We start from the raw sequence: 17,287 nt of genomic DNA on the forward strand, positions 1-17,287 counted from the left end.
AGGTCTATCTTCTTCCGCCGGGCCTTCTTTCCCTGCTGAATCCACCTCTTTCTCTTGAGGGGCCGCCGCGGCTGCCGCGATCCCTTTCGCCCTGTGGCTTTGCTTCGTTGACCACAATGTTCCTATCCAGGAAACTGCTGTTGTTCAGCAGTTCTATTGCCTTCTGTGCCTCTTCGTCTGAGCTCATCTCAACGAAACCAAAACCTCTTGGCCTGCCTGTAGCGGCATCCGTTATCAGCTTTGTGGATGCAACTGTTCCTGCCTTTGAAAACAGTTCTCTCAGGTCATCTTCCGACGCCTGAAACGAGATATTCCCTACATAAAGTCTATTACCCATGCTTCCTCCAAAAAATAAAATCCCAGAGCTGATGCCCTGGGTGATGCTTGTATATTACCTGACTCAATATCATATAATAACGGAATATGGCTAAACTAAATATGCCAGTAATTGCAATCTTTGTCAAGAGAAAATTATAATGCGGCCCTTTTAGTCTATAAGACAAGCATTGCCTCCATGATTACTCCTGTGGATACCTATCCATCTGAGCTTTATAAGCCAGCCGATTGATTCCCGACAAGCGGGAATGACTAAAATTCAAAACCGGAATCACTCTTTTCAATACCCTGCGGTCTCTGCCGCGGGTTCTTCACTGTATCCAGCCCCTCAGAGATCCTACTAATATTTATCTGCATATTCTTTGTAGAAGGCACACTCCTTTCTGCAGAACAATATCTTTTCTCCAAGGGTTGTCATCACGTATTTGCCCCTATCACACTTTGTCCCTGTGACCTTCCAGCATTTAAGCCCCCCATCCGGATAGGCAGGACATTTTTTATAGGTATCCTCCAGACAATTCTTAAATTCCCAGCAGTTCATAGTTTCACCTCCTTCTCAACTCCTGAATCTGTTAATCTCGCCATCTAAAGTTCCTACCGAGTCTCCAAGTAAAGAAGATTCCTTTGTCATTTCTTTGGCAAGCCCGAGGTTATCCTTTGCAATGTCTGTTATAGCCTCTATGCGTTTGGTTATGGCTTTGCTTCCTGCCTTCATGTCCTCCATTGCTTTTTTTATCCGGCTTACCCGTGAGAGTATGTCCTCTCCTGACCTTGTAATAAGGTCTGCGCCCTTAGACTGCTCTGAGGTGGAATTCTTAAGCCCTTGCGCAATCTCTTTTGCTTTTTCTATGCCTGCGAGTATCATCTCACTGCCGGAGCGCTGCTGTTCCGATGCATTTAGTATCTCTTCCATTCTTGAGGATATACCTTCAATTGATGAATTTATTTCCTTTATTGCCTTTGCCTGTTCCGTGGTCGCTTTTTCTATAAAGGCAGTTTGAGAGGCTGATGCTGTGGAAGTTTCAAGGATGCCGTTAAATACAACACCGACATCTGTTATTAATTCCAGCCCCTGCTCTATCAGGGTCACAGTCTTTTTCTCTGCAGTTGCAACATTGTTTATAGACCCTTTAACCTCTTCTATTATAGCTGTGATTTCCTTCGTGTTCTTTGCAGTGCGCTCTGCAAGCCTTCCTATCTCGTCAGCAACAACGCCAAAGCCCTTGCCGTGCTCTCCTGCCTGAGCGGACAGGATTGCTGCATTAAGGGCCAGCAGCTTTGTCTCATCAGCAACCTCGGCTATAACCTGCGCAATTTCATCTATCTTTTCAGATGATTTTCTCATGCCTTTAACAATCTTGGCTGTGTCATCAGCGGAATCCTTTATCTCGTTTATGCTTTTTACAGACTCATGGATGGAGCTTATCCCCTTCTCGCGTATGGTTGAAGTAACTTCTTTCGCAAGAAGTGAAGACTGTTTCGCGGAGTCCCTGACCTCATTAACGCTTGCAGTAATCTGTGTGGCAGATACCAGCGTATTGCTGACTGATTTTCTTGAATGCTCTATGTTTTCATTTATCGCCTTGATTGAGGCGAAACTCTCCTCTATGGAAGATGAAGTCTCATCTATGAATGAGGCAAAGGATGAAGTGTTTTCAGCCACTTCTTTTACGGACGCCTTCATCTCAAGGAGTGTTGTTAATGTTCCTTCTGCGGATTCATGCAGATGTTTAACAGCCTCGGTAATCTCTCCGGTGGTAGTGTTTATCTCAAGGACAGAGGTGGTTATCTCGGCTGAGTCAACAACCTGCTTTTCTGACCCCTCCGTTAATTTGTTCATTCCTGTAACAAAGCCGCTTACGGAGAGCTTCACTTTTTTCATAGAATCCCTGACATGATGTATTAACTCTACAAGCCCTTTCCGCATGGCCTCTATGGAGCCTACAAGTTGGCCCATCTCGTCCTTTGACGGTGTTGTGACTATACGGGTCAGGTCTCCCTTGGAAATCTCGGTCGTAACTGAAAGGACAGCCTCTATAGGCTTTGTAATATTGCGAATGACAACATACGCAAGGATAACTGCAGCCAATATGGCTATAATACTCAGCGCTATATAAAACACAAACGTTTTTTGAGCCTGTGCGTGTATCTCTTCAGCTTTTTTTTCCAAATCGATGTTAAGCTTATCCTCAACCTCCCTTAAGAGCTTTATCTGGCCTGTCTTCATCTTAAACCAGTATGCAGGATCTATCCCGAACTTGCCTGCGCTTGCCTTTTCAAAGGCAAGGCCCCTCATCCTTTCCACCTCATCCACAAACTGCCCCTGAAGTTTACTTTTATAAAAATCCCTCTGGTCAGACGCGGCAAGGGATAAAAAGACATTAAGGTATATCTCCTGCGCTGTTACAACAGAGGTAAACCTTTTAAACATCCCCGGCCCGAAGTTGTCCATTGCAAATGTATTGCTGAGTGTGGCCCGCTCAATCCCGCTATTTTCCTTGTCCCAGAGAAAGTTTACATAGGCTGTAGCCATTGTCGACAGCTCGGCATTCCCGCTTATCTTCGTCATAAAAGAGACGGCTTCCAGAAACTGGCTAATCATGTTTGTATAATAGCCTATTATCTCACCCGCCCCTGCTGTCATGCTGCTTGCCGAACTTCTTTTGGTTTTTATCTCATCCAGACTGCTGATTGCGTTGTCAACCGCTTTTTTAAACTCTGGACCGAACCTCTCTGCCTTGAATCCATGCAGAAATGTCTGGAGTTCAGATATTTTTTTATCTGTCTCAAAACGTTGTTCAGAGAGTTCAGTAACAAATGCAGCCCCTTTACTGCCTATAAATAGAGCTGTGGATCCCCTCTCGCGCTGCAATTCATGCACAAGGTTGCTTATCTTGACTGAAAGGCGGGTAAGATTTTTCAGGTCATTCATTGCATCTGCCTGCACTGTCTTCTCCCACATCCCGTTGAGAGAGAAATAGAGTAAACATCCTATCGGAAGGATAAGCATCAGGATAAGCTTGTTTCTTATTTTCAGTCTATTTATGAAATTCATAACACTCGCCTATAGGCTTTTGTCTCAAAAACTGATAACCACGCATCTCTTTACCTTTCAACCGATACCAAAGCAGAGCCTCTGAAAGAACACCCTGCTTCCTGAGTTTTCTTGCACGTTGTTTTAATCCTGGATTGTAATAAACAGCCGTGCTTTAAATATTATAAAATCTTTATATATTATAAGACCTTTATATATACTTGTAAATATAGCAGAATATAAAAATAATATGCAACGGCTAAGAAGGGCATCTCTGAGTTGGTTCGCTGTATTATATTAAGGTTCTTTATTGCAATTATTTATAGTTGCACATCGGGATAAAATACTATAAGCTACAGCATTGGCAGCAATTTTATTTTTTGAAAGGAGGAGGTTTATGAAAAGGTTTTTGGTTGTATGTTTTGTGCTTATGTTTGTTTCGGTGGCAGCCGCAGCAGAGAAGAATCTTATTGAGATGCATAAAAATGCAGGCAAAATGAGCAACAAGGAGTGTCTTTCATGCCATGCAAACATCAATAAAGATGTGTCTCTCAATAAAAAATTCAAGACGCTTCACAGGACTCATCTTGAATCAAAACTCTCAACGCCAAAGAAATGCGCTAATTGCCATCAGTCGGTTGATTTAAGGGAAGGTTCTTCTGCTGCATTAAGGAAACAAGTTGACCCGCAGCTTTGCGCCGGATGCCACAGCGGTGGCGTAAAAGGCGCAAAAGTATTATTTGCACAGTAAAGGAGGGATGTGAATGAGTGATAACAGAGTTATAACAGAAGAAGAAAAAGGCATTTTTGAAAAGACTACAGGTAAGGAGTTTACAAGGCGGTCATTTCTCAAATGGGCATCGGCTTTGGCAGGAGCGGCTGTTGCCAGCGGCATTATGTGGGATGACAAGCTCGGAATCTTTCGGGAGGCCGGTGCACAGGAGAAGCACCTGAAAGAGGGCGAATGGATATACAGTAACTGCAATATGTGCGGAGGCCAGTCCGGAATTAAGGTCAAGGTTGTCAATGGCAGGGCTGTAAAGATTGAAGGGATTGCAAACCCGAATAACATTGCGAATATATCATCCAACTATGAAAAGGCAGTAGGCGAACTCGGAGCTTTATACAAAGACAAGGATGCCGCAGGCAGGCTTTGTTCAAAGGGTAACTCAGGCTTGAGGTCGCTGTACGATCCCGACAGGCTGAAAACACCTATGGTAAGAGTCGGTGAAAGAGGAAGCGGCAAGTGGAAGGCAATTTCATGGGATGAAGCTGTCAATAAGGTTGCAGAGAACCTGCAAAAGATTAAGGAAAAACATGGGGCAGAGAGTCTTGCGTGGTTCAGCGAAGACCACTCTTTCACCCATATACAGCAGGATTTCTGCAAGATTTACGGGACTCCGAACTATCACAATCATGCGAATCTTTGTGACGTTTCGAGGAAAGCGTCTTTCAAGCTGTTGATGGGTAATGAGCGTCCGTTGGCAGACTTTGAAGATACATCTTACGCCCTCATATTCGGATGGAACCCGCTCGGCGCCACGAAATGGATACTCCTGCCGGGTATATGGAACAGGGGAAGGGCAAAAGGCGCCAAAATGGTACTGGTTGACCCTGTATGCAGCCAGACGGCTGCAAAGGCTGACGAATGGGTGCCTATAAGGCCCGGTACAGACGGAGCTATGGCGCTTGCCATCGGCCATGTCCTGATTAAGAAGAATCTCATTAATAAGGCATTTATTGATGAGTGGTGCGTTGGCTTTGACGAATATGCAAAGTATGTTGCCGATAAGACACCTGAATGGGCTGAAAAGATAACCAGTGTGCCGGCAAGCACTATTGAGAAGATAGCAACAGAGATTGGTGAGACTGCAAAGGCCGGGAAATCTGTGTGTATTGATGTATGGAGCGGCCCCGGGCATCATACTAATGCTACCATTGGAGGCTATGCCATCGCCATTCTTCCGGCGCTAATAGGAATGATCGATAAAAAGGGAACAATGATGGAGCCGGACAAGAAGGGAAGCAAGCACCACCACATAGATATGAACCTTCCCTCGCTGAAAAAGCCGAGAGTGGATGGTAAAGGGACCAAATACATCCTTGGTCACGGCTCAGGTATTTATGTTGAGACAAGGGATGTAGTTTTAAACGGTAAAGAATCAACGACAGGCTCCGGTGTGCCTAAGGCAGGCGTATTTGTGTTCCAGAATTTTATAATGTCTGTTCCGGGCACAAGCAAGAATGTAGACTTCTTCAATAAGCTTGAATATGTTGTAGTTGTTGACACGCATATGAGCGAAACTGCAGAGCTTGCCGATATTGTAATCCCCGGGTCGAACTACCTTGAGAGGTATGATTTTAATTCTCACTGGGTAACATGGCCGGTTATGGGTTTGAGGAAGCCTGTCGTGAAGTCTGTCATCAACGGCATGACCGAGGTTGAATTTGTCATGGCTCTTATGAAAAAGATGGGCATGAAGGATGATCATGGGCACAGCCCTGCCAGCTTTACATATGAAGCCTTGTACAAAGACGAATACGATGCTTGCGACTTCCCGAAAAAGACCAATATGGATTGGGAAGCGTACAAGAAAGTTTCTTTGGGGATGTTCGGAAAGACCGAATACGAGAAGTTTAAGAAGGTAGTCGCAATACCTGAAGGCGGCAGCGTTGACGAGAAAACTGGTTTGGTAAAAGGTAAGGACGGCAAATCTGTTGGCGTAAAGATCGGCGATAAAATTATGAAGGGATTTAATACGCCCACAAGGAAACTCGAGCTGACTTCAACATTCATGAAGAACAATAAATACAGCGGACTTCCTGAATACAGCGACCCTGAGGATAAGCCGACAAAGGAGTTCCCTCTGCATCTTATCAATTTCAAGCAGAACGAGCATACACACTCCAGAACATTCAACAACGATTATCTGATGGAGATGAAACCGGATAACCCCATAATCATTAATTCAGCAACTGCTGCAAAGCTTGGACTCAAGGATGGGGATGCAGTCTGGATAGAGTCAGCCTTTGCTAAGGCCAAGGGAACAGTTCAGGCAACAGAGAGGATACATCCGGAGGTTGTTGCTCTTCAGCACGGATACGGCCACTGGGCTATGGGGAAAATTGCTAAAGGGTCTTTAAATAAGACTAACAAGTGGTCTCCTGCCGGGACTGCCGACGGACAGTTCCTGCCGGGCAAGGCGGAAAAGTTCTCCGGCATGGCAGTTCACAAAGAAATCGGCGTGAAGATAATAAAGGCATAGGAGGTGATATAAATGGCTAAGAATTCTAATCAGATAGGCTGGTATTACAATGAGAATAACTGTATTGCATGCAGGGCCTGTGAGGCCGGCTGCAAGCAGGAATTCGATCTGCCCATAGGGGTAAGGCGCAGAAGGGTCATAATCAAGGAGGAAGGGAAATATCCGAATGTAAAGGTCAGATATATCTCTTCAGCATGTAACCATTGCGAGGAGCCTGCATGCTTGAAGGCATGTCCTGTTGGAGCGTACACAAAAGAGTCTGAGTTTGGCGCTGTACTGCACAATCAGGGGAAATGTATCGGCTGCAAGAAATGCATGGCTGCATGTCCTTATGGAGCGCCTCAGTTTGATGAGAAAAAGAAAAAGGTTGATAAATGCAGTTTGTGCTATCACAGGCTTAAAGAAGGTCTTCCTCCTGCGTGCGTGAGGACGTGCCCCGGTTATGCCCTGTGGCACGGTAAGATGTCAGACATTGAATCAGGGAAGGCATGTCCGGATGTCTACAAGAGACCTCTTAAGGACAAATTGCCGGGGTTTGCTGACCCTAAATTGACAATACCGTCAGTTAAGTTCTCTGAAAACAAGTAAAGGGAGTTTATGGTGGAGCGGGAAACCCCGCTCCACCATCTAAAAATGATGAATATCATGACGCTGGATTTATCAAGAACATTGAGTTTATTGGGCAGCATGTATTTATGCAAGCCATCTAAAGAGGCACTGGAGAACTGGAAGAAATTGCTCTCTGAAGATACTCCCTGTTTTTTGGCGGAATTTAAAAATGCCGTTAATGAAATAGACCTTCGCTCAAAAAAAGAGCTTGAAGATTTGCTCTGGGAATACACGAGGCTTTTTATCGGTCCGTATAAGCTTCCCTGCCCGCCGTGGGAGTCAGTCTATACATCCCCTAAAAAGCTGATGATGCAGGACGCACATGATGATGTCCGCGCATTTTATGCTGAAATGGGACTTGCTGTTAATGACCAGAATGTAATGTGTGACCATATTGGCGCTGAACTAAATTTTTTAGCTGTTTTGTATGAAAATATGGATGATTATCCTGAAAAAATATCTTATTATGAAGATTTAGCAAAACGCTTTCTTGTTGAGCATATTTTGAAGTGGGCGCCGCAATTTGCGGAGGACATGGAAAAGGCGGCTGATACGGCATTCTACAAGATGCTGGCATCGGCAACGAAACGTATGATCCAAGATTTAACAAAAGATTTAGAACTTACTGCAGAAAGCAAGAATTAACTAAACCACATGCCAATGTCATTTTTCAGTAAGACGGACATAGTATTGTGGGCTTTCTATAGAGCAGAGCGGATAAAATCCACAAAATGAAGCCTGTGAAAAAAGCAAACATAGACAGCGGTTGTTCTGATTTCGACAAATTGCTTGATGAATCCGTCAAAATCCACGGACATCTCTGTCCGGGACAGGTGCTTGGAGTGAAGATGTCCATGCTCGGACTCAGAGAGGTAGGGATTGAAGACCCGAAGGGCAAAGACAGGAAAAGCCTTATCGTGTTTGTTGAGATGGACAGATGCGCTACTGATGCAGTTCAGTCAGTGACAGGGTGCAGCCTCGGGCACAGGTCAATGAAATTTATGGACTACGGGAAAATGGCTGCGACATTCCTGAATCTCAAGACAGGCAAGGCAGTGAGAGTTGTGGCAAAAGAGGAAGCAAGGGAAAAGGCAAAAGAGTATTTCCCTGACATACAGGATAAATACAAGGCTCAGCTTGAGGCCTACAAGATAATGTCTGATAAGGAACTTTTCGAAACGATGAGCGTCAAGGTTGAGATAAAGCCTGAGGACCTGCCGGGCAGGCCGCTGAAAAGGATTCCATGTGATATGTGCGGAGAATATGTTCAGGATATGAGGGAGATGCATAAAAGCGGGAAGGTATTATGCAGGCCGTGCGCAGGAGGAGGGTATTACGCAATTGAAGACAAGCCTCATGGTAAATAATAAGGTGTCTGCTGAGCCTTTGAAAGAGGGCTTGACAGACAGGCAGGGTTTTTTATTACAATGCGTTATGCATAAAAGTCATAACGGAGATGTCATTGCGAGTCCCGATAAAATCGGGGCGAATCAATCTCTAAAGACGAGATTCCTCGCTGCGCTCGGAATGACAATGTGGGAGGATTTTTAAGTGGAAATTAAATCAAAATTATGGATAGAGGTTGATGGAGAGCCTGTTTTTGGAAGGGGCAGGAGGTTTCTGCTTCACGCGATAGATAAATACGGCTCTATAAATCAGGCGGCAAAAGAGATAAATATCTCTTACAGGAAGGCGTGGAGCTATATAAAGGCAATGGAGGAGAGGCTCGGCATAAAATTGGTAGATAGGCAGGCTGGCGGTAAAAACGGCGGCGGCGCAACACTTACAAAAGACGCCAGAAAGTTCTTGAAAAAATATGAACAGATGGAAGAGGGAATAAGGGAAATGGTTGATAAAAAATTCGGTAGGATATTTGGGAAATAATTGTCTATTTTGTCATTCCCGTGAAAACGGGAATCCAGCAGGAAATGGCATTTAACTAACATCTGGATTCCGCATCAAGTGCGGAATGACAACAAGAGGAGGCTGTGCTATGTGTGATATTCAGGATACTGATGCAAAGAACAGGTTAGGGGTTAAAACAATCCCTGTGACAGAAGCTGTCGGAACAGTGCTGGCGCATGACATTACAGAGATAAAGAAGGATGAATTTAAGGGCAGGGCCTTTAAAAAAGGGCATGTCATCAAAAAGAAAGACATAACCCATCTGCAGAAACTCGGCAAGGATAACCTGTTTGTTTTAAATGTTTGTCCTGACGATATGCATGAAGATGAAGCGGCTTATGCTCTGGCGAAGGCTCTTATAGGTAATGGAGTGGCAATAGAGGGAGAACCCAAGGAGGGCAAGATTAATATAATTGCTGAAAGAGACGGGCTTTTAAAGGTGGATAAAAATACCCTCACACAGTTTAATATGCTCGGGGACGTGATGTGTGCAACGCTCCATAGCAATACAGTGGTCAAAAAAGGACAGCTTGTCGGAGGAACGAGGGCAATCCCGCTTGTGGTTAAAAAGAGTGTAGTTGAGGAAGCGGTGAGGATTGCGAATAGCGCCAGGATGCAGGATACTCGCCTCAGGCGAGTCGCCGAAGAGACAGGATGCAGGATACAGGAGACCACCCCCCACAATCCCCCCTTGGTAAGGGGGGAATTAAAGGGGGGTCATCATGCATCTGGTGTCATTGAAGTAAAAGAGATTAGAAAGCTGAAAGTCGGCGTGGTCATTACAGGCAATGAGGTCTATTACGGAAGGATAAAGGATGCCTTTGCGCCTGTAATAACAAAGAAGATACAGGAACATGGCTGTGAGATTGTGGGGATATATTATGCGCCTGATGACGAAGCGTTGATAGAGGCAAGGCTCAGGGAATTAGTGGAAGCAGGCGCAGAACTGCTCATCACAACAGGAGGCATGTCTGTGGACCCTGATGATGTAACGAGATTTGCAATAAGGAAACTCGGCGCCGGCGCTATGGTCTATGGCTCTGCAGTGCTTCCGGGCGCAATGTTTTTAGTAGCATACCTTGAAAGAGCAGCAGCGCAGCAGAGCAGCAGAACAGCAGAACAGGGAATAAAAAAAGAAGATACTACTGCTCTACTGCGCTACTGCTCTACTGCGCTAATTCCTATCCTCGGCATTCCTGCCTGTGGTATGTATCATAAGACTACAATCTTTGATTTAATTCTCCCACGGGCGCTTGCCGGAGAAATAATCGGCAGGAAAGAGCTGGCAGAGCTTGGACATGGAGGGTTATGCTTTAATTGCAAGAAATGCGCTTATCCTATGTGTCCTTTCGGGAAGTGACGGCTCTTGAAAGAGTTAAGAGTTCTAAAATAAAATTCAAGATTCAAGATTCAAGATTCAAGAATTTTGAGTTTTGAATATTGAATTCTCACGAAGTGAGAGTTAAGAGTTCAGAAGGCAGCATGTGCTTTTTTTTACTGTTACACTCCTTGCAGGAGGCGGCCATATTCCCCTTTGTTGATTTTCCTCCGCGGATAATGGGGACGATGTGATCCATTGTGAGTTCTTTAGGGCTGAATTTTTTGTTGCAGTAATAACATCTGCCTTCCGAACATTTTCTTTTCCACCACTGGGATTTTCTGAGTTCACGGGCTTTTGCCCGTTCCCTCTTAATCTCCTCCTCTGTCACGCAAGAAATAAAAAACTCCATTTCAGTTTTTGATTTCACTCCAGAGCACGCTCCGGTTCCTTCCATTGTGCTTTGCATAGTAAAGCGCCTGATCAGCCTTCTCAATGAGTTCTTCTTTGGTTTTGGCGTCCGAAGGGGTGGTGGCTATGCCGATACTCAGCGTGACCCTGAGTGATGAGGTGTCTGAAGAAAAAGATGCATCCATAACAGCCTTCCTTAATCTCTCTGCTATGTCCATTGCCCCTTTGCTGTCTGTTCGCGGCAGTATTGCGGCAAATTCTTCTCCTCCGTACCGCGCGGGTATGTCTATGTCCCTTATTGCTTCTCTTATAATCTTTGAGACTTCTTTAAGCACGAGATCTCCTGATGGATGTCCGTAGGTGTCGTTTATTTTTTTAAAGAAGTCAATGTCTGCCAGAAGCAGAGAACTGGGTTCCGAGTATCTGCTTAATTTTTTAAGTTCTTCAGAGAGTTTTTCCTGAAAAACCCTGTGATTGAAAAGCCCGGTCAGGCCGTCTGTGGTTGCCAGTTTTTCTATCTCTGCATGCAATTTGGCGTTTGCGATGGATGTTGCCGCCTGATTGCACATTACTTTCAGCAGTTCTGTCTGGAATGTATCAAGAAAATGTGCTTTCTCGGAGGACATTACAAATAGCCCGAGCAGTTTGCTTTCATAAATCAAGGGTATGACAAAAATGGAGCGTATGTTTTCTGCGCTGAACGGCAGCACTGAAGCGCGGTAATCTTTCATGTCAGCCATGTAAATGGGAAGTCTGTTTTCAACCGCAATGTTAATGAATGTGCCTTTCAGATCAAAGCTGGTTTTGTTCCCGGATATGCTGCCTGTATGGTGTATTAACTCAAACTGTTTGCCTGATGCAATAAAGAGAAACGCATGCAGAGACGCAAGCTTTTCTGCCCCTTCGCAGAGTTTTTCAGCAATCACGTTTAAGTTGAGCGATGAAACAAGTTTGGAGCTTTCCTCATTCAATATCTTTAAGCCGTTGTAGTCGCGTTTAAGTTTTGGATAAATTCTTTCTCTCTCCATAATTCTGGCGAGGTGAGCGGCAAACATCTGCACTGCATTCCTGACTGGTTCGTTAAATGCGTGGTAAATGGAACTGTCAGCAGTAAGGACTCCTGTTAGTAGTGCATAGCCGTCCCTTACAGGCGCAGCAAGGATGGATAAAACCTTTTTATTTTTTATATAGCCGATTTCAGAGATGCTTTTGTTTATTTCGCCGGAGTAGAAAGTTTTTTTGTTTTTAAGACATTCAGCGATGATGCCTTTGCCGGTAACAATTATGTCGCCCTTTTCTTCAGTTGAGCATCTCAGCGAAAATTCTCCGCCTGAGGCGGACTGGTATGGCGTGAAAAGATTAACGGAATCAGCAAAGACCGCCTGTTTTATCGTGAGCAGAAGCTCTTTAATTTCTTCATCTGGTTTGAGCATCGATGTAAAATAGTCTGCTACAGCTTCATTGTTGCCTATTGCTTCCGTGTTTGTCTCAGGCATAGCCGCCGCAGCGTGCCTAATGGTTTTCAGTGCAGTATAATCTTTGCCTTTTCCCTTCCTGAACCTGTCAAATATTACAGAGGAAAGGACCGCTGTAAGCAGAAGTGAAGATGAAAAGGCAATTTCCGCAACAAATGTCTCATTCATGAATAAAGCCTTAAGCCTTAGAAGTATGACAAGAAAAGACAGAGGCACGACAGTCTGCCAGCTATAAAAAACAGATGCAGAGATAAGAAGGGGGAAATAAACCGGCTTTAGCCATATGAGGTTCAGGGCATTGATTATGCCCGCAAAAAGGAGCGCTATGGAAAAAAGAAACTCTACAGAGGCTTTTTTTCTTTTAGATGTGAAATGGAGTATCGAATATGCGATGGCTGTTGCTGTGCTGAACGAGAACCACAGGACCGGCCTTGCTGCAGGGAAATCTCTCAGGAGGCCAGCCCATGTTAAGACAAGACAAAGCAAGGGGACAGTCTTTTTTATCCAGAAGCCCTGCCCCTTTTTATCTCCTCTTCTCTGAAAAATTTTTTGTATAACACTTCCCACTCAGGACTCCCCTCGGATAATTTTCTTGAAAAGGATTGCAGTTTTTTTCTCACAGCTGAATCTATATCTTCGCCTATCTTTAATTCATTAACGATGATGCGTTTAATCTCGCGCCTTATTTTCCCTTCCTCATCGTTAAGGCCGATTAAATTCCTGTTGATAAGCCCCTGAAGAAGCACATGTGTGAGGTGTGTTATCTTTTCCTCAGAAAGCATCATAGAATGAGATTTCTCTCTTTCACGATCTTTTGTTTGGTCAAATCAAAGAGTTTCCTATAGTCAACTTTGCCGCGCTCTATCTCCGAGTTATGCTTTTTGAGCATTTCTCTTACCTCATCGTTAAGCCTGTCCTCTGCCATGAGTTCATCCATGATGAGTTCCTCTGTATTGGATAGTAACTGCTCTATCGGGATGCGCGGAGTGATAAGCTGCTTTGAAATAATGCCGTCTACGACTTTTTTAGTTATCAGAGACACCCATGTTTTGGGGATTCTCATGCCCTATTTTTCCACGAACGAAAGAAGCGCTATATTCCGGGCTCTCTTTATAGCCTCGGTCAGGCTTCTCTGATGTCTTGCGCAGGCCCCTGTCATCCGCCGCGGAAGAATTTTACCCTTGTCTGTGAGGTAATACCTCATAATCCTGATATCTTTGTAGTCTATGAACTCTGCTTTTTCCGAACAGAACCTGCAGAATTTTTTCCTTTGCATTCTTCTCTGCTGCAATGTTTTCTCCTTTCAATACATAACGTCATAAATCAATAACGTCATTCCCCGACTCGATCGGGGAATCCAGAAAACACTGGATTGTCCGGTCAAGCCGGACAATGATAAACTCATTACGACTTCTGTCGCTGTGTATATATGCTATTTTAGAACGGCTCTAAGTCCGTTGTTTCTTCAGGCGGAGCAACATCTTCGGGAGGTGCGGACTCTCCTCCTGCCTCCCCGCCGCCGGTTTTCTTTGATAGAAATCTGACTGAACTTGCAACGACTTCCATCCTGCTATGCTTCTGCCCATCCTTTTCCCAGCTTCTCTCCTGCAGCCTGCCTTCAACAAGCACGGATCTGCCTTTGCTAAGGTACTGGCCCGCGCTTTCAGCCTGCTTGCCGAATACAACTACACCGATGAAAAGAGTCTCGTCTTTGAGTTCGCCGTGCTGTTTTATTTTTGAATTGACAGCGATTCTGAATGAAGCTACTGCCGTGCCCTGCGGCGTATATCTGAGTTCAGGGTCTTTTGTCAGATTTCCTATTAATATTATTTTATTAAACACGGGCTAGGCCTCTCTCCTCGGAGAGTCGCCTGAGGCGACGTTTTTTTGCTCTGTTTTTTCATCCGCCGCGGCGGACGCGGCGGCTTCCGCAGAAGATGACTTCAATGCCGCCTCTGCCTGTTTCTTTTCCAGTTTAATGACCATGTATTTCACTACAGGGTCAAAGACTTTATAATAGTCTTCAAGCTTTTTTATTGCTGCTGAAGGCGACTTAAAGACAAGGAGAAGATAAAAGCCTTTTTTCTGCTTCTTAATTTCATAGGCGAGTTTCCTTCTGCCCCACACGTCAGTCTTCAAGATCTCTCCGCCGGAATTTGTTATGAGGTCTTTTATCTTGCCTGAGGCTGTCTCAATCTCTTCGTCGCCGAGAGATGCATTTAGGATTACGATGTTTTCATAGATGTTCATAAGAACACCTCCTTATGGATTTTCACCCCGAGCAGCTCGGGGGTTGTAGCCCTGTCCTCTAAGGAAGAGCAAGGAGTTGTTATTTATACCACAGAAGGCAAAATAAAATCAACCCGATCTACTCTTTAAGGAGGCTGTGCCTGGATTAAGGCAAGATTCACGGGTCTGTCAGAATAGGGGCTGAAGTCTCTCGGAGCGGATAGCCCCGCATGGGAATTTGCAAAAACTTTAATATATAGTGCTAACATCGGCAGTGTTACAGCGGTAGTTTAATATTGCCGAAAGACAGGCACAGCCTCCTTATGAATTCAGGAGTTCCCTGAGTTCTTTCCCAACCTTGAAGTGGAGCACCTTCTTGGCAGGCACGTCAACGCTTTCGCCTGTCTTGGGGTTTCTTGCCTTTCTCGGGTTCCTTGTCTTCAGCCTAAAATTCCCGAAGCCCCTTATCTCTATCTTTTCTCCCCTCTGAAGCGCTTCTTTTATACTGTCAAAAACCGTTTCCATTACTATCTCTGTCTGTTTCCTTGTAAGTCCTTCAACTTTTTCAGATACTTTGTCTACAAGAAGTGATCTTGTCATAATACCTCCTCTAAGAAAATTCAAAATTTAAAATGAAAAATTTAAAATCAACGAATTCTATATTTTTGATTTTGCCGTTTATTTTTACTTTTTAAAATACATTGGCCGGTGTTATAAAATCAAGCCTTTTTCTTCCTGCTCTCCCCGGCGAGTCCACCCGAGTGCGGATTGTTTTCTGCCCATACCTCTATCGCGAGTTCAGGACACATCTGGGCGCATAACGCGCATCCGGTGCATTTTCCCATGTGTTCGGGATGAGCAGTGAAATATCCCATTTTGTTGAATTGTCTTTCGATTGCTATAACTCCTTTAGGACAGGACATCACACAGTATTTGCAGCCTTTGCACAATTGTTTGTCTATTACGATTTTTCCTTTCATGCGCTCCTTTCAAGCAGTTCGCTGGCGTGTTTTAAAGATACATCAGTTATCTTGCCGCTGAGCATGCGCGCTATCTCAGCCATGCGTTCATCAGGAGTGAGCTCCTTTATTTTTACGGAAGTGCTGTCTTTTGTCTGAGATTTTTCTGTCATTATATGAAAATCCGCTGCTGATGCAATCTGAGGAAGGTGAGTTATACATATAACCTGATGAGCCTTTGAAAGCCTTTTTAATTTTATGCCTACGCTTTCAGCTGTTTTCCCTCCTATGCCGGCGTCAACCTCATCAAATATAAGCACAGGGATGCTGTCAACATCAGCAAGTATATTCTTTAGCGCAAGCATTATCCTTGAAAGTTCTCCGCCTGATGCAACCCTTGCCAGAGGTTTAAGAGGCTCTCCGGGGTTTGCTGAAAAAAGGAATTCAATTATATCAATACCTGCAGAGGACAGCGGAGACGGCCTGACGTCAACTCTGAATCCGGCCTTTTCAAATGCAAGCTCTTTCAGTATCTTTTCTACTGCTTTGCTTATGTCTTTTGCTGTCTGTTTTCTTTTTTCTGACAGATGTGTTGCTTCACTCAGGAGTTTTTCTTCTTTTTCTCCGAGTTGGCTTTCAAGCATATCAATTTTCTCATCAGAATGTTTTAAGGTCGAGAGTTCTTTTTCCGCCTCATCCCTATATCTGATTATTGAGTCAGAGCCGTCTCCGTATTTTTTCTCAAGTTTTTTTATGGTTTCAAGCCTTTCCTCTATGGTTTCAAGCCGCTTTGGGTCAAGGTCATATTTTTCCTTGAACCCCCTCAATGATAGAGCCCCATCTTCAAGCAGAGGCTTTGCCGACACAAGAAGGCCCAGAGTTTCATTAATGATCGGGTCTATCGAAGCCATCTCACGAAGTTTTGAGATTACAGAGTCCAGTTTTTCTGTGCATGCACCTTCCGATGCGTAGAGCATTGTATATGCTGTTTCTACAAGTTCGTTCAGCTTATTAAGGTTGAAAAGTATAACCCTCTCTTCTTCCAGCGCTTCCTTTTCTCCTTTTTTTAGCGAAGCAGAGTCTATTTCATTTATCTGGAAGCTCAGAAGGTCAATCCTCTGCATTCGTTCCTTCACATTTTCCTTAAGTTTGCCGAGTTCTCTTTTTAGTGACTGAACTTCATGGAACATCGCCTCAACCTCTGCCCTTTTGTCATGGAGTTTGCCGTAAAAATCCAGAAGGGTTCTCTGATTGTCCGTTGAAAGCAGGCTTTGGTGTTCATGCTGGCCGTGCATGTCAACGAGGGTTTTGCCTATAGCGGACAGGCTCTGGATGTTAACAAGAGAATCGTTTATATAGGCCCTGCTCTTCCCTGCAGATGAGATATTCCGCCTTATTACAATCCCGTCTTCGGAGATAATGCCCATTTCCCTAAGCATCGGATGTCCTGACACGTCAAAGAACGCCTCAACAGACGCTTCATCTTTTCCGCTTTTAATCATCCCGGTCTGAGCCCTTTCTCCAAGCGCAAGGCCGAGGGCGTCAACAATTATCGATTTTCCCGCGCCTGTTTCTCCTGTTAAGACATTCAGTCCGGTTTCAAATCTTATTTTGAGGTCATCAATTATAGCGAGATTTTTTATCCTGAGTTCTTTAAGCATTTCTGCAAATACCCATGTTTGTCACCCTGAACTCGTTTCAGGGTCTCATAATTCTAATTCAATGCGGATTGATTTTATTAGATG

21 protein-coding genes and 1 pseudogene are annotated in these 17,287 nt (G+C 44.4%); 8 read left to right on the top strand and 14 right to left on the bottom strand.

The features are described 5' to 3' along the window. Positions 1–4 precede the first annotated feature (4 nt). The 4 genes and pseudogenes from HY035_00110 to HY035_00125 all read right to left on the bottom strand — a co-directional run bounded on the left by HY035_00110 (position 5) and on the right by HY035_00125 (position 3,536). Positions 5–337: an RNA-binding protein gene (locus HY035_00110; protein MBI3376794.1), complete on the bottom strand. Its 333-nt coding sequence runs from the start codon at positions 335–337 to the stop codon at positions 5–7. A gap of 339 nt (positions 338–676) precedes the next feature. Next, positions 677–877 (bottom strand): hypothetical protein, encoded by a 201-nt coding sequence (locus HY035_00115; GenBank protein MBI3376795.1) that lies wholly within the window; start codon positions 875–877, stop codon positions 677–679. Between the two features lie 15 nt (positions 878–892). Further along, on the bottom strand, positions 893–3,391 hold the full coding sequence (locus tag HY035_00120) for a methyl-accepting chemotaxis protein (GenBank protein ID MBI3376796.1): 2,499 nt from the start codon (positions 3,389–3,391) through the stop codon (positions 893–895). Further along, a pseudogene (locus HY035_00125) lies at positions 3,375–3,536 on the bottom strand (DUF559 domain-containing protein). Before HY035_00125 ends, HY035_00120 begins: the two are co-directional and overlap by 17 nt. 231 nt (positions 3,537–3,767) lie before the next feature. On the opposite strand from HY035_00125, the gene HY035_00130 reads away from it, so the two are divergent. The 8 genes from HY035_00130 to HY035_00165 all read left to right on the top strand — a co-directional run bounded on the left by HY035_00130 (position 3,768) and on the right by HY035_00165 (position 10,510). Next, on the top strand, positions 3,768–4,121 hold the full coding sequence (locus HY035_00130; protein MBI3376797.1) for a hypothetical protein: 354 nt from the start codon (positions 3,768–3,770) through the stop codon (positions 4,119–4,121). Between the two features lie 13 nt (positions 4,122–4,134). Next, positions 4,135–6,636: a molybdopterin-dependent oxidoreductase gene (locus tag HY035_00135; protein ID MBI3376798.1), complete on the top strand. Its 2,502-nt coding sequence runs from the start codon at positions 4,135–4,137 to the stop codon at positions 6,634–6,636. Between the two features lie 12 nt (positions 6,637–6,648). After that, on the top strand, positions 6,649–7,224 hold the full coding sequence (locus tag HY035_00140; GenBank protein ID MBI3376799.1) for a 4Fe-4S dicluster domain-containing protein: 576 nt from the start codon (positions 6,649–6,651) through the stop codon (positions 7,222–7,224). A 9-nt stretch (positions 7,225–7,233) separates the two neighbouring features. Further along, complete coding sequence (locus HY035_00145; GenBank protein ID MBI3376800.1) at positions 7,234–7,890, top strand: molecular chaperone TorD family protein; 657 nt, start codon at positions 7,234–7,236, stop codon at positions 7,888–7,890. Positions 7,891–7,976: 86 nt separating this feature from the next. Continuing rightward, positions 7,977–8,612: a TraR/DksA C4-type zinc finger protein gene (locus tag HY035_00150; GenBank protein MBI3376801.1), complete on the top strand. Its 636-nt coding sequence runs from the start codon at positions 7,977–7,979 to the stop codon at positions 8,610–8,612. Further along, positions 8,587–8,796: a hypothetical protein gene (locus HY035_00155; protein MBI3376802.1), complete on the top strand. Its 210-nt coding sequence runs from the start codon at positions 8,587–8,589 to the stop codon at positions 8,794–8,796. The genes HY035_00150 and HY035_00155 overlap by 26 nt, the downstream gene beginning before the upstream one ends. Next, complete coding sequence (locus tag HY035_00160; protein MBI3376803.1) at positions 8,797–9,129, top strand: winged helix-turn-helix domain-containing protein; 333 nt, start codon at positions 8,797–8,799, stop codon at positions 9,127–9,129. A 490-nt stretch (positions 9,130–9,619) separates the two neighbouring features. After that, positions 9,620–10,510: a hypothetical protein gene (locus HY035_00165; GenBank protein MBI3376804.1), complete on the top strand. Its 891-nt coding sequence runs from the start codon at positions 9,620–9,622 to the stop codon at positions 10,508–10,510. Positions 10,511–10,598: 88 nt separating this feature from the next. Here the strand turns inward: HY035_00165 and HY035_00170 are convergent, their stop codons facing one another. The 10 genes from HY035_00170 to recN all read right to left on the bottom strand — a co-directional run bounded on the left by HY035_00170 (position 10,599) and on the right by recN (position 17,203). Next, positions 10,599–10,880, bottom strand: a complete 282-nt coding sequence (locus HY035_00170; GenBank protein ID MBI3376805.1) for an HNH endonuclease — start codon at positions 10,878–10,880, stop codon at positions 10,599–10,601. A gap of 1 nt (position 10,881) precedes the next feature. Continuing rightward, on the bottom strand, positions 10,882–12,921 hold the full coding sequence (locus HY035_00175; protein ID MBI3376806.1) for a GGDEF domain-containing protein: 2,040 nt from the start codon (positions 12,919–12,921) through the stop codon (positions 10,882–10,884). Then, a complete protein-coding gene (locus HY035_00180) occupies positions 12,855–13,139 on the bottom strand; it encodes a DUF507 family protein (GenBank protein ID MBI3376807.1) in 285 nt (94 codons plus the stop codon). The genes HY035_00175 and HY035_00180 overlap by 67 nt, the downstream gene beginning before the upstream one ends. Then, complete coding sequence (locus HY035_00185; GenBank protein ID MBI3376808.1) at positions 13,136–13,417, bottom strand: DUF507 family protein; 282 nt, start codon at positions 13,415–13,417, stop codon at positions 13,136–13,138. The genes HY035_00180 and HY035_00185 overlap by 4 nt, the downstream gene beginning before the upstream one ends. Positions 13,418–13,420: 3 nt before the next feature. Next, positions 13,421–13,630 (bottom strand): 30S ribosomal protein S18, encoded by a 210-nt coding sequence (locus tag HY035_00190; GenBank protein MBI3376809.1) that lies wholly within the window; start codon positions 13,628–13,630, stop codon positions 13,421–13,423. A gap of 161 nt (positions 13,631–13,791) precedes the next feature. Next, positions 13,792–14,196, bottom strand: coding sequence for a single-stranded DNA-binding protein (ssb, locus tag HY035_00195; GenBank protein ID MBI3376810.1), 405 nt, complete (start codon positions 14,194–14,196; stop codon positions 13,792–13,794). A 3-nt stretch (positions 14,197–14,199) separates the two neighbouring features. Beyond that, positions 14,200–14,604: a 30S ribosomal protein S6 gene (rpsF, locus tag HY035_00200; protein ID MBI3376811.1), complete on the bottom strand. Its 405-nt coding sequence runs from the start codon at positions 14,602–14,604 to the stop codon at positions 14,200–14,202. A 300-nt stretch (positions 14,605–14,904) separates the two neighbouring features. Then, positions 14,905–15,183 (bottom strand): integration host factor subunit beta, encoded by a 279-nt coding sequence (locus HY035_00205; GenBank protein MBI3376812.1) that lies wholly within the window; start codon positions 15,181–15,183, stop codon positions 14,905–14,907. A gap of 119 nt (positions 15,184–15,302) precedes the next feature. Beyond that, a complete protein-coding gene (locus HY035_00210; protein MBI3376813.1) occupies positions 15,303–15,563 on the bottom strand; it encodes a ferredoxin family protein in 261 nt (86 codons plus the stop codon). Continuing rightward, positions 15,560–17,203: a DNA repair protein RecN gene (recN, locus tag HY035_00215; GenBank protein ID MBI3376814.1), complete on the bottom strand. Its 1,644-nt coding sequence runs from the start codon at positions 17,201–17,203 to the stop codon at positions 15,560–15,562. Before recN ends, HY035_00210 begins: the two co-directional genes overlap by 4 nt. Between the last annotated feature and the right edge of the window lie 84 nt (positions 17,204–17,287).

This window comes from Nitrospirota bacterium (assembly GCA_016195565.1).
In the GTDB taxonomy this organism is placed as follows: Bacteria; Nitrospirota; Thermodesulfovibrionia; order Thermodesulfovibrionales; family UBA1546; genus UBA1546.

Coding starts and splice junctions, on each gene's coding strand:
- HY035_00180 (MBI3376807.1), bottom strand. CDS start 13,139: ATGATGCTTTCTGAGGAAAAGATAACACACCTCACACATGTGCTTCTT.
- HY035_00185 (MBI3376808.1), bottom strand. CDS start 13,417: ATGAGAATCCCCAAAACATGGGTGTCTCTGATAACTAAAAAAGTCGTA.
- HY035_00135 (MBI3376798.1), top strand. CDS start 4,135: ATGAGTGATAACAGAGTTATAACAGAAGAAGAAAAAGGCATTTTTGAA.
- HY035_00145 (MBI3376800.1), top strand. CDS start 7,234: ATGGTGGAGCGGGAAACCCCGCTCCACCATCTAAAAATGATGAATATC.
- HY035_00205 (MBI3376812.1), bottom strand. CDS start 15,183: ATGACAAGATCACTTCTTGTAGACAAAGTATCTGAAAAAGTTGAAGGA.
- HY035_00120 (MBI3376796.1), bottom strand. CDS start 3,391: ATGAATTTCATAAATAGACTGAAAATAAGAAACAAGCTTATCCTGATG.
- HY035_00110 (MBI3376794.1), bottom strand. CDS start 337: ATGGGTAATAGACTTTATGTAGGGAATATCTCGTTTCAGGCGTCGGAA.
- HY035_00190 (MBI3376809.1), bottom strand. CDS start 13,630: ATGCAAAGGAAAAAATTCTGCAGGTTCTGTTCGGAAAAAGCAGAGTTC.
- HY035_00115 (MBI3376795.1), bottom strand. CDS start 877: ATGAACTGCTGGGAATTTAAGAATTGTCTGGAGGATACCTATAAAAAA.
- rpsF (MBI3376811.1), bottom strand. CDS start 14,604: ATGAACATCTATGAAAACATCGTAATCCTAAATGCATCTCTCGGCGAC.
- HY035_00170 (MBI3376805.1), bottom strand. CDS start 10,880: ATGGAGTTTTTTATTTCTTGCGTGACAGAGGAGGAGATTAAGAGGGAA.
- recN (MBI3376814.1), bottom strand. CDS start 17,203: ATGCTTAAAGAACTCAGGATAAAAAATCTCGCTATAATTGATGACCTC.
- HY035_00165 (MBI3376804.1), top strand. CDS start 9,620: ATGCTCGGGGACGTGATGTGTGCAACGCTCCATAGCAATACAGTGGTC.
- HY035_00130 (MBI3376797.1), top strand. CDS start 3,768: ATGAAAAGGTTTTTGGTTGTATGTTTTGTGCTTATGTTTGTTTCGGTG.
- HY035_00150 (MBI3376801.1), top strand. CDS start 7,977: ATGAAGCCTGTGAAAAAAGCAAACATAGACAGCGGTTGTTCTGATTTC.
- HY035_00210 (MBI3376813.1), bottom strand. CDS start 15,563: ATGAAAGGAAAAATCGTAATAGACAAACAATTGTGCAAAGGCTGCAAA.
- HY035_00140 (MBI3376799.1), top strand. CDS start 6,649: ATGGCTAAGAATTCTAATCAGATAGGCTGGTATTACAATGAGAATAAC.